Below are 11291 nucleotides of genomic sequence, written 5' to 3' on the forward strand. Positions count from 1 at the left end.
GGGTCGGCTTTTTGCTGTGCGGCCGGAATCAGCTGCCGGCGATGACCATCTTTTCGATCAGGATCGATCCGGTCGACTTGTTGCCGCGCGTGAGCACGTCATTGCCGATCGCGACGATCGCCTGGAACATGTCTTTCATGTTGCCGGCGATGGTGATCTCCTCGACCGGATACTGGATCACGCCATTCTCGACCCAGTAGCCGGACGCACCGCGCGAATAATCGCCGGTGACGTAGTTGGTGCCCTGCCCCATCAGCTCGGTGACCAGCAGGCCGCGGTCCATCTTGCGCAGCATGCCGGCGAAGTCGTCGGCCTTCTTGGTATGCGACGAGGTCAGCGACAGGTTGTGCGAGCCGCCGGCGTTGCCGGTGGTCTTCATGCCGAGCTTGCGCGCCGAGTACGACGACAGGAAATAGCCTTGCAGCACGCCGTTTTCGACGACATTGCGGCGCACCGTGCGCACGCCTTCTTCATCGAACGGGGCCGAACCGACGCCGCCGATCACGTGCGGGTCTTCCAGCACCTGGATGTGCGACGGGAAGATCGACTGTCCCAGCGAATCGAGCAGGAAGGTCGACTTGCGGTACAGCGCGCCGCCCGAGGTGGCCTGCACGAACGAGCCAAGCAGGCCGGCGGCCAGCGGCGCCTCGAACAGCACCGGGCAGGTGCGGGTATCGAGTTTGCGCGCATTCAGGCGCGCCAGGGCGCGCTCGGCGGCGTAGCGGCCCACGGCTTCCGGCTTGGCCATGTTTTTCGGGTCGCGCACCGAGGTGTACCAGTCGTCGCGCTGCATCTTGGCGCCCTTGCCGGCGATCGGCGCCACCGACAGGGTGTGGCGCGAGAATGGGTAGCCGCCGGCGAAACCGCGCGAGTTGGCCGAAACGAAGTGCGACTGCTGCACGTAGACGCTGGCGCCTTCGCTGTTGGTCACGCGCGGATCGACCTCGAACGCCGCGCTTTCCGCGCGCTGGGCGATGACGACCGCTTCTTCGGCCGAGATCTGCCACGGGTAGCACAAGCGCAGGTCGCGCGGGTTTTTCTCCAGCATGTCTTCGTCGGCCAGGCCGGCGCAGTCGTCTTCGGCGGTAAAGCGGGCGATGTTGTAGGCCGCTTCGACCGTGGCGCGCAGCGCGGCAGGCGAAAAATCGGAGGTGCTGGCATTGCCGCGCTTCTGGCCGATATAGACGGTCACGCCCATGCCCTTGTCTTTATTCTGTTCGATCGTCTCGATCTTGCCTCGGCGCACTGAAACCGACAGGCCGCTGCCTTCGCTGATCTCGACCGCTGCATCGGTGCCGCCCTGCTCCTTGGCAAAGCCAAGCACGTCGCGTGCAAGCTGCTGGAGCTGGTCCTGGGTATGGATAAAGACGGAGTCGTTCATGTCGTGTTTTTCTCGGCTATCCGGTTAAACGGGTATGATAGCAGTCGTTTACTGTTTTTACCGGGAGGCCGTGCGCCTGTCGGAATTCCCTATCATGCCAAATCCAAACCGCGGTGCCTGCGGGTTCCAGTCCAACGAGTTCGAACAAGAGTACGAACGCCCATCGAAGTCCGAGCTGAAGCGCCAGATGAGCGAGCTGCAAAAGCTCGGCGAAGAACTGGTTGCCGAGCCTCGCGACCGCGTCAAGCGCGTACCGATGCCGGACGACGTCAAGGACGCGATCCTGATGTGCCAGACCATCACCAACCACGAAGGGCGGCGCCGCCAGATGCAGTTCGTCGGCAAAAAAATGCGCACCCTCGACGAGGAAGAACTGGCCGTCATCCGCCGCACCATCGACAGCTGGAAAGGCATGTCGAAGGCCGACACCGCGTTCCTGCATGCGATGGAACGCCGCCGCGACAAGCTGCTGGCCGACGATGGCGCGCTGACCGTGCTGATGGCCGAGCATCCCGAACTCGATGTGCAGCAGCTGCGCACCCTGATCCGCAATGCGCGCAAGGAGCAGGCCGAGAACAAGCCGCCAAAGGCCTACCGCGAGATCTTCCAGATCCTGAAGGACTTGTCCAAGAAGGGCGCGGCCGCCGCGCCGGACGACGACATCGACGGCGAGACCACCGACGAAGACCAGAAAGACGACTGACATGGATATGCTGGTCATCGGCCTGGTGTCGGTATCCGACCGCGCCAGCGGCGGCATCTACGAAGACAAGGGCATCCCGGCGCTCACCGACTGGCTGGCGCATGCCCTCACCACGCCTTACCGAATCGAGCCGCGGCTGATCCCCGACGAACGCCACCAGATCGAAAAGACGCTGGTGGAGCTGGTCGATGACGCACGCTGTCACATGGTGCTCACCACCGGCGGCACCGGCCCTGCGCGCCGCGACGTGACGCCGGAAGCCACGCTGGCCGTCGGCACCAAGGAGATGCCGGGCTTCGGCGAGCAGATGCGCCAGGTCAGCCTGCAGTTCGTGCCGACGGCGATCTTGTCGCGCCAGGTGGCCGTTATCCGCGAAACGCACGACCACGCCGCCCTGATCATGAACCTGCCGGGCCAGCCGAAGGCCATCAAGGAAACGCTGGAAGGCCTGAAAGACGCCGACGGCAAGCAGCTGGTGGCAGGCGTGTTTGCCGCCGTGCCCTACTGCCTCGACCTGATCGGCGGCCCGTACATCGACACCGACCCTGCGGTATGCAAGGCCTGGCGCCCGAAGACGGCGCAGCGCCCGCCCGCGGATGCGAAAGAGAACCCGCAATGACCCAACTGCTCGACAATATCGAAATCGAAACCGCGCCGAATCCAACGGTCGCGGTGATCTGGATGCACGGCCTCGGCGCCGACGGCAATGACTTCGTCCCGCTGGTCAAGGAACTCGACCTGAACGGCCTGCCGGGCATCCGCTTCATTTTCCCGCACGCGAAGGCGATGCCGGTGACGATCAATAACGGCTACGTGATGCGCGCCTGGTACGACATCGTCGGCACCGACATCGCACGGCGCGAAGATGAACCCGGCCTGCGCGCCTCGCAGGCCGACGTCGAAGCACTGATCGCGCGCGAAAAGTCGCGCGGCATTCCGGCCGAGCGCATCATCCTGGCAGGCTTCTCGCAAGGCTGCGCAATGACCTTGCAAACCGGCCTGCGCCACGATGAAAAGCTGGCGGGCCTGCTGTGCCTGTCGGGTTATGTCCCGCTGGCCGACAAGATCTCGAACGAACGCAGCGACGCCAGCCTGAAGACGCCGATCTTCCTGGTCCATGGCACGCATGACGGCGTGATTCCCGTCGCCCGGGCCCACCAGTCGCGCGACCTGCTGAAGGCCCTGGGCTATCAGGTCGAGTGGCACGAGTACATGATGCAGCACTCGCTGTGTCTTGAAGAAATCAACGATATCGGCGCCTGGCTAAAAAAAGTCCTGGCCTGAGCATAGAAAGCAGCAAATGAAAAAAACCGGAATGGCAAAGAGCGACGCCAAAAAATTGATGGGCAAGATGACCGCTCCCGGAGCCGCCGGATTTGGCAATGCCGATACCGTGGTGGTGGACAAGCGCGAGCAACGCAAGCGCGACCAGGCTGCCGGCCTGGTACCGTTCGCGGTCAAGTTGAATGGCGACCTGGTGCAGCAGATCCAGGCGCTGGCGAAAGAGCGCGGGACCGACCTCAATGAGACGGTCGCCGAGATCCTCGCCAAGGGCCTTGCGGCCTGACCTGCAGGAGAACAGCATGGCGAAGAAAAACGAAGAGCTCGACGAAGAAACGATGGCCTTGATTAACTGGTGCATCGAGGTCGAAGGCTTCCTGGTGGCCGGCGGCGCGACCGTCGACCAGGCGCAGGAGCACATCGAAGAACAGATCGAGTGGTTCACCGACCAGTTCTACGACGGCCTGACGCCGGAAGAAGCGGCCAAAGAAGCGCTGGCTTAAACGCTTTCCCACTCGTCCCGCGCAGCCTCTGCTGCCGCGAGGCGCACCGGCGCGGCCTTTTTTGCAGGGCTGCGCGCAGGTGACGGTACTGCCGCCGGCGCCGCGACGCGCGCCGGCTCCCTCACCGACTGAAGATCGAGCCTGAACACGCTGACCGCGTGCGACAGGCTGCCCGCCTGCTCGCGCAGCGACTGGGCCGCCGCCGCGGCTTCTTCGACCAGCGCTGCATTTTGCTGCGTCACCGAATCCATGTCGCCGATGGCCTGGTTGATCTGCTCGATGCCGGCTTCCTGCTCGCGGCTGGCCGCCGTGATTTCGCTCATGATGTCGGTCACGCGTTCGACGCTGGCGACGATTTTACCCATCGTGCTGCCGGCCTGGTCGACCAGGCGCGACCCCGTTTCCACCGCAGTGACCGAGTCGCCGATCAGCACCTTGATCTCTTTTGCCGCCGCCGCCGAGCGCTGGGCCAGGTTGCGCACTTCGGAGGCGACCACCGCAAAGCCGCGGCCCTGTTCACCGGCGCGCGCCGCTTCAACCGCCGCGTTCAAGGCGAGGATGTTGGTCTGGAAGGCGATGCCGTCGATGACGCCGATGATGTCGACGATCTTGCGCGCCGATTCGTTGATCGCGCCCATCGTGTCGACGACCTGCGATACCACCGCGCCGCCTTCGACCGCCACCGCCTGGGCCGATGCCGCCAGCTGGTTGGCCTGGCGCGCATTGTCGGCGTTCTGCTTGACCGTCGAGGTCAGCTCTTCCATCGACGATGCCGTCTCCTCCAGCGCGCCGGCCTGCTGTTCGGTGCGGGCCGACAGGTCGAGGTTGCCGCGCGCGATTTCGTCGGAACCCAGCGCGATCGCGTCGGTACCGCCACGCACATCGCCGACGATGCGGTTAAGGCTGTCGTTCATGTCCTTCAGCGCCTGCATCAGCTGGCCCGTTTCGTCGCGTCCCGATACGTCGATGGTGCTGCTCAAATCGCCCGCGGCGACCGTTTCGGCGACCTTGACCGCGGCGCGGATCGGGCCGGTGATCGAACGGGTGATGAACCAGGCGACCAGCACGCCGGCGAGCATGGCGAGCGCGGAGATCAAGAGCACCTGGTTGCGCGCGTTCTTGTAGGCGATCTTGGCATCCGCGGCGGCAGTGCGGGCCTGCTCTTTTTCAAACTCGACGATTTCGTCGATGATCGCGATTGCCGCCGTGGTACCAGGGGCCGACTGCCTGGTCATGTTCTCGGCCGCTTCGGCGCGCGAACCCGCCATGCGCAGTTCGACGGTCTTGTCGACCTTCGGCTTGGCCGACGCGATCGACGCATCGAGCTTCGCCAGCAGGGCTTTTTCCTGGTCGTTGAGGTTGGTTGCCAGGAAAACCTTTTTAGCCGCGCCGTAACGCGAACGCGCGTTGGCCAGCACATCGACCTGCTTTTTCAGTTCGGCCGGATCATCCTGCACCACCATGTTCGAGACCGCCAGCGAGATGTCGCGGAAATTATCGGCCACCGCGCTGATCGAGAAAATCTTGACATTGTTGTCGTCGACGATTTGCGTCAGGCGCGCTTCGATGCGCGACATCGACGCCAGGCCGACGCCTGCGATCGCGGCCAGCATGGCCAGGACAAGTGCGAAACCGAGGCCCAGGCGGGCACCGATCTTAAGATTGGAGAACGACATGCTTATTCCTTGAACTGAGGAGGGTCAGATGGCAAACGGGCGCCCACCTGGCGCCCGCCGCATCAAATACTAAGCGAATTTTATTGCGCTGCGGCAAACCTGCTGCTGATTTTTTCGGCAGCGTTGCGGCTTAGCCTCGACAAAGAACTAATACTTATGGTCGTTCCGGCAGCGTTGCATCGACAGCCAGCGGGACGCTCGTCTGCGCCGCGTTCATCACCATCGCCAGGAAAGTGTAGTAGCCGTTGATCGCCATCAGATCGACCACGCCGCGCTCGCCGAACCGCGTCAGCGCGCGCGCATAGGTCGGGTCGGTTACCCGCTTGTCGCGGTTGAGCTCCAGCGAGAAATCGTGGACCACCGCTTCCTCATCGGTCATGCCGCCAGGCCTGCGGCCGTGGGCCAGGTCATCGATCACCTGCTGGCTGATGCCAGCGCGGGCAGCGATCGGCGCATGGATCGCCCACTCCACCTGCTGGTCCCACTGGCGCGCGGTAACCAGGATGGCAAGTTCCGACAGCCTGGTGCCGATCGCGCTGCGGTAACGCAGGTACTCGCCGAGACGCTGCGCGTGGCCCATCAATTCGGGACTGCGCAGCAGCGGCACGAACGGCCCGTACAAGGCGCCGCGGGGTCCCTCGATGACGGCGCGCGCAGCATCCCGCTGTTCAGGCGTCATCTGTTCAAGCGATATCGGACCTAGCCGGTCTTGCGTCATCGGAAGCCTTCGCTGTTGTAGCGAAAAAATATTCGCATAGCTTGCGGGAAAAATCAAAAGAATCGCCACGGAACGAGATTATTGTCATTCATCAACGATATTCTTTCCCTGAGGATTCAGATGAGCCACATCATCCACCGCAATCTCCGCCACGCCCCGCCCGTGGCCGTCAGCGCCGAAGGCATGCTGGTACGCGACAGCAGCGGCAACACCTACATCGACGCCAGCGGCGGCGCGGCGGTGTCGTCGCTGGGCCACGCCCATCCGGCGGTGCTGGAGGCGATGCACCGCCAGATCGACACCATCGCCTACGCCCACACCGCGTTCTTCACCACCGAGGTGGCCGAGGAACTGGCCGCGCGGCTGGTTGCCGGCGCGCCCAAGGGATTGTCGGAGGTGTACTTCGTCTCGGGCGGATCGGAGGCGATGGAGACCGCCATGAAGCTGGCGCGCCAGTACGCCGTCGAAACCGGCGAGACCCGGCGCAGCGTGTTCATCGCACGCCGACAGAGCTATCACGGCAATACGCTGGGCGCGCTGGCGGTCGGCGGCAACGAGTGGCGCCGCAAGCCGTTTGCGCCGCTCTTGATGGACGTGCCGCGGGTGGCGCCCTGCTACGAATACCGCGACCGGATGCCGGGCCAGACGCAGGGCGACTACACCGCCGCGCTGCTGCTGGAACTGGAGGCGACGATCCTCGAAGCGGGGCCGGAAAACGTCATCGCCTTCTGCGCCGAACCGGTGGTCGGCGCCACCGGTGGCGCGATTCCGCCGACGCCCGGCTACTTCCGCGGCGTGCGCGCGATTTGCGACAAGTACGGCGTGCTGTTCATCGCCGACGAAGTGATGTGCGGGATGGGCCGCACCGGCACCATGTACTCGATCGAGCAGGACGGCGTGGCGCCGGACATCGTCACGGTAGCCAAGGGACTGGGTGCGGGCTACCAGCCGATCGGCGCGGTGCTGGCGCAGGGCTGGCTGGTCGACCGGCTGCGGCGCGGCAGCGGCATTTTCCAGCACGGGCATACCTACATCGGGCATCCGGTCGCCGCGGCGGCCGCGCTGGCGGTGCAGAAGGTGATCGAGAAGGACGACTTGCTGACGGCGGTGCGCATGCGCGGCGCGTCGATGATGGGAATGCTGCAGGACGCGTTCGGCGGCAACGCGCATGTGGGCGACATCCGCGGACGCGGCCTGCTGCTGGCGCTTGAGCTGGTGCAGGACCGCGAGACCAGGCAGCCCTTCGCGCCGGAGCGCAAGCTGCACGCCGCGATCAAGTCGCAGGCGATGGCGCGCGGCTTGATGGTGTACCCGATGGGCGGCACCATCGATGGGCAGTACGGCGACCATATCCTGCTGGCGCCGCCGTTTATCGCCACCGAGGCGGACCTGGCGGAGATTGTGTCGCGGCTGGTGGATGCGGTGAATGCGGCATTGAAGGCAGGTTAGGCAGGCTCTCTCGATCACGTCACTACAAGGAGATCAACCATGAACTTCCTGAAAAAACTTTTCGGCATCGACAAGCGCGAGCCAACCGAAGGCGAGCTGCTGTGGGAAGCACTGGAAAAGAATCCCAATGTCGAACCGATCCTTGAACGCTTTGAAGCAAGCGTGCGTGAGCATGGCGGCGAGCCCGCCGGCATTGCGGCGCTTGAGCGGGTGGCGCGGATCAAGGGGTCATGGCGCGCGCAGCTCTGGCTGGGGCAGCATGCGATGTACGCGAAGCAGCCAAGGCGGGCGGTGGAGTTGTTCCGCGCTTGCCTGGTCACCGTCAGCCGCCCGGTGCCGCTGGATGTGCTGGCCGATATGAGCGCGGCCTTGGGAAGTGCGGGGCACTATCGCGAACTTGTCGAGCTGATCGGGCCCGCGTTCGACGCCAGGGTACACACCATGCACGTGGGGAGCAACTTGATGCGGGCGCATACCGAGTTGCGGCAGTTCGACGCTGCAAGGGCGATTTTTGACCAGCTTTACATCGTGCGGCGTCCGCAGGATGAGAAGCAGCTGAAGTATTGGCGGGACGCGCTGGCAAATGCCGAGGTGTCGCACGGCGAATAAGGCCGGGAGCCGCATCCTCTATTCGGCAGCGCGCCGGATTCGGCGGATGCGGCCTGCGGCCTTATCCGCCCTATGTGGAACCGTTTACGGCTTGTTGAACGCGACAACCTCTTGCTGCTGCTCGCCCAGGCCCGGAATTCCCAGCCTGATCGTGTCGCCGCGCTTGAGGAAGCGCTGCGGCTTGCGCGCCATGCCCACGCCAGGCGGCGTGCCGGTCGCGATCAGGTCGCCCGGCTCCAGCGTCATGTGGCGCGACACATAGCTGACCAGCTGCGCGACCGTGAAGATCATCGTGCCGGTGTTCCCGGTCTGCATGCGCTTGCCGTTCACTTCCAAATACAGATCCAGATCCTGCTCGTCGAAGATCTCGTCGCGCGTCACCAGCCACGGCCCCACCGGTCCGAACGTGTCGCAGCCCTTGCCCTTGTCCCACTGCGGGCCGGCTTCAAACTGGTACGCGCGTTCCGACACGTCGTTGACGACGCAATAGCCCGCAACGTACTTGAGCGCATCGGCTTCGCTGACATACTGCGCGCGCGTGCCGATCACCACGCCCAGCTCCACTTCCCAGTCGGTCTTTTTCGAACCTTGCGGCAGCATCACCGGATCGTCGGGCCCGGACAGGCAGCTGATCGCCTTCATGAACACGATCGGTTCCGAAGGCTCGGGCATGCCGGTTTCAAGCGCGTGGTCCGAGTAGTTCAGGCCGATACCGATGAATTTGCCGATGCCGCGCACCGGCACGCCGAAGCGCGGATTGCCGCGCACCAGCGGCAGCGTCTTGTAGTCGGCCTTGGCGAGCTTGCGCAAGGCCTTGTCCGACAAAACCGAGGCGTCGATGTCGTCGACCAGCGAGGACAGGTCGCGCAGGCGGCCTTCGTCGTCGAGCATGCCCGGCTTCTCTTTGCCGGGACGGCCGTATCGCACTAATTTCATGAGTCGTTACCTACTTTTTTTGGTCGCTAAGTTCGCTGGGCGTCATCACGTTATCGCCCAGCACGTCCTGCACGTAGAGCATCGAGACCAGCACCGCGAGCACCGCCGTCAGCGGCGTCGCCAGCGCCACGCCGGCAAGCCCGAACAGTGCGCCGAGCAGCACTTGCATGGTGATCGTCAGCGCCGGCGGCAGCGCCACCGTCTTCTTCTCGACCAGCGGCTGCAGCAGGTAGCCTTCGGCCAGCTGGATGAACACGAACAGGGCGACAGTGTACATCGCCAGCTGGGGACTGATGGTCAAGGCGATCAGCACGCCGGGAACGCCGGCCATCAGCGGGCCAAGGTAGGGGATGAAATCGAGCAGCCCGGCGATGATGCCGAGGATTAGCGCGAGCGGCACGCCGAGAATGCTCAGGCCAATGGCGGTGGCGGCGCCGACCAGGATCATCGAGCACATCTTACCGAACAGCCATTTGGACAGGGTCAGGCCGATCTCGTCGAGCACCTCGCGGGCGCGGGCGCGCTTGTCCTTCGGGACCAGCGTGACGATACCGTTGATGTAGAGGAAAGGCTGGGCGGCGAAATAGATGCCGACGAAGGTGATGATCAAGACGTTACCAAGCGCGCCGAACACACCCGTGAAGAACAGGCCGGCGCGGGGCAGCATGTCGCCCAGGGTCGAGCGCATCTGTTCGGCCGATGGCATCCCGCCCAGTATGCTCTTCAGGAAGTCGTAGCGCTTCAGCGATTGCTGCAGCTGCTCGATCGACTTGGGCACCAGCGCCGCCATCCTGTCGGCCTGCTCCGAGATGGCAGGCGCCATCATCCAGCCGCCGCCGCCAATCACCGCCAGCAGGATGATTACGACGATGGCCAGCGCGATCTGGCGCGGGATCGGCAAATGCCTGGCGAGCCTGCGGCTTGCGTCATACAGCAGCACGGCGAACAGGATGCAGGCGAAGATCAGCAGCAGCGCGTCGGCCGCGAACCACATCGCGGCGAGCACCAGGACGAACACCAGGCCGAGGCCATCGACCAGTGCTACCCGGTGCAGGAATTTGCGGTCGCTCGCGTCGCGCTGTTGTTCGTCGTTCATCTTGTTCTCATCGGGTTAGCAAATAGGCGGCCATGTCGCGGGCATCCCTTTCGGTCACGCCGAGCGCGGGCATCGGGGTCTGCGGGTCGATACCTTGCGGGTTGCGGATCCAGCGCACCAGGTTGTCCTGCGTATTGGGCAGCGTCCCGGCGATGTACTTTTGATCGGCCAGGGAGTCCAGCGAACGCCCGACATACACCCGCGGGCCGGTCACCCCCGGGATGATGTGGCAGGACTGGCAAGCGTACTGGGCCAGCGCGATGCGCCCGCGCCCGACGTCGGGCTGCTGCGTCGGTGCTTCGGGTGCCGGCTCGGCGCGCGCCGCGGCGCCTGCAGTGATCGCGCGGTAGGCAGCCGGCGTCAGTGTCGGCAGGTGCTGGATGAACGCCACGGCGTCCCATATCTCGTGGTCGGTGAGATGGAACTCCCAGGCCGGCATGCCGCTCATCTTGATGCCGTGCCGGGTTATCCAGTAAAGCTCGGCAGGCTTCCAGCGGCGTGCCGCATTGACCAGCGGGCCGGGTACCGGCTGCATTGCCTGGCCATGGTCAGCCTGCGCGAAGCCGGGCGCGCCGTGGCACTGCGCGCACTTGGCGTGGTACACATGGGCGCCGGCGGCGATGCGCTGCGGCGCCACCAGCTGCGGCGGCACCTGGATGTCGCGCGACCGGTACGCGACCGATTCGCGCATGCCCTGCTCCAGCACGTCGTGGACAGGCTGCATGTGCAGCGCCGTGGCGGCGATGTTGTACCAGCCAGCCTTCAACACGATGAATCCGCCCACCGCAGCGAGCGTGCCAGCCACGAACAGCGTCGCGGCGGCAGTTTTAAGCATCAGGCGGGTACGGTTTGAAGGCATGTTTAGGGTGGGCAGCAAGGCGTTCTATTGAAAAAATGCCATTATTGTTTTCTTGTATTATATATATCCATCAGGCTTTC

General features: G+C 64.4%; 13 protein-coding genes. 7 read left to right on the forward strand and 6 right to left on the reverse strand.

Features of this window, described 5'->3' with window-relative positions:
- Positions 1 to 28: 28 nt before the first annotated feature.
- The gene (gene pmbA, locus I4X03_RS11250; RefSeq protein WP_223468314.1) at positions 29 to 1381 is read right to left on the reverse strand and encodes a metalloprotease PmbA; all 1353 of its coding nucleotides are present in this window, start codon (positions 1379 to 1381) and stop codon (positions 29 to 31) included.
- Between the two features lie 94 nt (positions 1382 to 1475).
- Here pmbA and yjgA point away from each other — a divergent pair, with 94 nt between their 5' ends.
- The 5 genes from yjgA to I4X03_RS11275 are packed head-to-tail and all read left to right on the forward strand — an operon-like array spanning position 1476 to position 3868.
- The gene (gene yjgA / locus I4X03_RS11255; RefSeq protein WP_223468315.1) at positions 1476 to 2084 is read left to right on the forward strand and encodes a ribosome biogenesis factor YjgA; all 609 of its coding nucleotides are present in this window, start codon (positions 1476 to 1478) and stop codon (positions 2082 to 2084) included.
- Between the two features lies 1 nt (position 2085).
- Entirely contained in the window at positions 2086 to 2703 is a 618-nt protein-coding gene (mog, locus tag I4X03_RS11260) for a molybdopterin adenylyltransferase (RefSeq protein ID WP_223468316.1), read from the forward strand.
- Complete coding sequence (locus I4X03_RS11265) at positions 2700 to 3368, forward strand: alpha/beta hydrolase (RefSeq protein ID WP_223468317.1); 669 nt, start codon at positions 2700 to 2702, stop codon at positions 3366 to 3368. The genes mog and I4X03_RS11265 overlap by 4 nt, the downstream gene beginning before the upstream one ends.
- Positions 3369 to 3384: 16 nt before the next feature.
- A complete protein-coding gene (locus I4X03_RS11270; RefSeq protein ID WP_223468318.1) occupies positions 3385 to 3651 on the forward strand; it encodes a hypothetical protein in 267 nt (88 codons plus the stop codon).
- 16 nt (positions 3652 to 3667) lie between these two features.
- The gene (locus I4X03_RS11275; RefSeq protein ID WP_223468319.1) at positions 3668 to 3868 is read left to right on the forward strand and encodes a hypothetical protein; all 201 of its coding nucleotides are present in this window, start codon (positions 3668 to 3670) and stop codon (positions 3866 to 3868) included.
- Here the strand turns inward: I4X03_RS11275 and I4X03_RS11280 are convergent.
- Together I4X03_RS11280 and I4X03_RS11285 are read right to left on the reverse strand one after the other, a co-directional pair.
- Positions 3865 to 5544, reverse strand: a complete 1680-nt coding sequence (locus I4X03_RS11280) for a methyl-accepting chemotaxis protein (RefSeq protein ID WP_223468320.1) — start codon at positions 5542 to 5544, stop codon at positions 3865 to 3867. The two genes, I4X03_RS11275 and I4X03_RS11280, sit on opposite strands and share 4 nt — an antisense overlap.
- 154 nt (positions 5545 to 5698) lie before the next feature.
- Positions 5699 to 6262 carry a carboxymuconolactone decarboxylase family protein gene (locus tag I4X03_RS11285; protein WP_223468321.1) on the reverse strand — a complete coding sequence of 188 codons (564 nt, stop codon included), beginning with the start codon at positions 6260 to 6262 and terminating at the stop codon, positions 5699 to 5701.
- Between the two features lie 120 nt (positions 6263 to 6382).
- On the opposite strand from I4X03_RS11285, the gene I4X03_RS11290 reads away from it, so the two are divergent.
- Both I4X03_RS11290 and I4X03_RS11295 read left to right on the forward strand, forming a co-directional pair.
- A complete protein-coding gene (locus tag I4X03_RS11290; RefSeq protein ID WP_223468322.1) occupies positions 6383 to 7711 on the forward strand; it encodes an aspartate aminotransferase family protein in 1329 nt (442 codons plus the stop codon).
- 39 nt (positions 7712 to 7750) lie between these two features.
- The gene (locus I4X03_RS11295; protein WP_223468323.1) at positions 7751 to 8320 is read left to right on the forward strand and encodes a hypothetical protein; all 570 of its coding nucleotides are present in this window, start codon (positions 7751 to 7753) and stop codon (positions 8318 to 8320) included.
- Positions 8321 to 8404: 84 nt separating this feature from the next.
- Here the strand turns inward: I4X03_RS11295 and I4X03_RS11300 are convergent, their stop codons facing one another.
- The 3 genes from I4X03_RS11300 to I4X03_RS11310 are packed head-to-tail and all read right to left on the reverse strand — an operon-like array spanning position 8405 to position 11211.
- A complete protein-coding gene (locus tag I4X03_RS11300; protein ID WP_223468324.1) occupies positions 8405 to 9256 on the reverse strand; it encodes a fumarylacetoacetate hydrolase family protein in 852 nt (283 codons plus the stop codon).
- A 10-nt stretch (positions 9257 to 9266) separates the two neighbouring features.
- Positions 9267 to 10352 carry an AI-2E family transporter gene (locus I4X03_RS11305; RefSeq protein WP_223468325.1) on the reverse strand — a complete coding sequence of 362 codons (1086 nt, stop codon included), beginning with the start codon at positions 10350 to 10352 and terminating at the stop codon, positions 9267 to 9269.
- 7 nt (positions 10353 to 10359) lie between these two features.
- Positions 10360 to 11211: a c-type cytochrome gene (locus tag I4X03_RS11310; RefSeq protein ID WP_223468326.1), complete on the reverse strand. Its 852-nt coding sequence runs from the start codon at positions 11209 to 11211 to the stop codon at positions 10360 to 10362.
- Between the last annotated feature and the right edge of the window lie 80 nt (positions 11212 to 11291).

It is taken from the genome of Massilia soli, from assembly GCF_016809835.1.
GTDB classification, from domain to species: Bacteria; Pseudomonadota; Gammaproteobacteria; order Burkholderiales; family Burkholderiaceae_D; genus Telluria_A; species Telluria_A soli.

Bases quoted from the DNA above. Each gene is read 5' to 3' on its own strand.
- pmbA (WP_223468314.1), bottom strand. From the start codon at position 1,381: ATGAACGACTCCGTCTTTATCCATACCCAGGACCAGCTCCAGCAGCTT.
- yjgA (WP_223468315.1), top strand. From the start codon at position 1,476: ATGCCAAATCCAAACCGCGGTGCCTGCGGGTTCCAGTCCAACGAGTTC.
- mog (WP_223468316.1), top strand. From the start codon at position 2,086: ATGGATATGCTGGTCATCGGCCTGGTGTCGGTATCCGACCGCGCCAGC.
- I4X03_RS11265 (WP_223468317.1), top strand. From the start codon at position 2,700: ATGACCCAACTGCTCGACAATATCGAAATCGAAACCGCGCCGAATCCA.
- I4X03_RS11270 (WP_223468318.1), top strand. From the start codon at position 3,385: ATGAAAAAAACCGGAATGGCAAAGAGCGACGCCAAAAAATTGATGGGC.
- I4X03_RS11275 (WP_223468319.1), top strand. From the start codon at position 3,668: ATGGCGAAGAAAAACGAAGAGCTCGACGAAGAAACGATGGCCTTGATT.
- I4X03_RS11280 (WP_223468320.1), bottom strand. From the start codon at position 5,544: ATGTCGTTCTCCAATCTTAAGATCGGTGCCCGCCTGGGCCTCGGTTTC.
- I4X03_RS11285 (WP_223468321.1), bottom strand. From the start codon at position 6,262: ATGACGCAAGACCGGCTAGGTCCGATATCGCTTGAACAGATGACGCCT.
- I4X03_RS11290 (WP_223468322.1), top strand. From the start codon at position 6,383: ATGAGCCACATCATCCACCGCAATCTCCGCCACGCCCCGCCCGTGGCC.
- I4X03_RS11295 (WP_223468323.1), top strand. From the start codon at position 7,751: ATGAACTTCCTGAAAAAACTTTTCGGCATCGACAAGCGCGAGCCAACC.
- I4X03_RS11300 (WP_223468324.1), bottom strand. From the start codon at position 9,256: ATGAAATTAGTGCGATACGGCCGTCCCGGCAAAGAGAAGCCGGGCATG.
- I4X03_RS11305 (WP_223468325.1), bottom strand. From the start codon at position 10,352: ATGAACGACGAACAACAGCGCGACGCGAGCGACCGCAAATTCCTGCAC.
- I4X03_RS11310 (WP_223468326.1), bottom strand. From the start codon at position 11,211: ATGCCTTCAAACCGTACCCGCCTGATGCTTAAAACTGCCGCCGCGACG.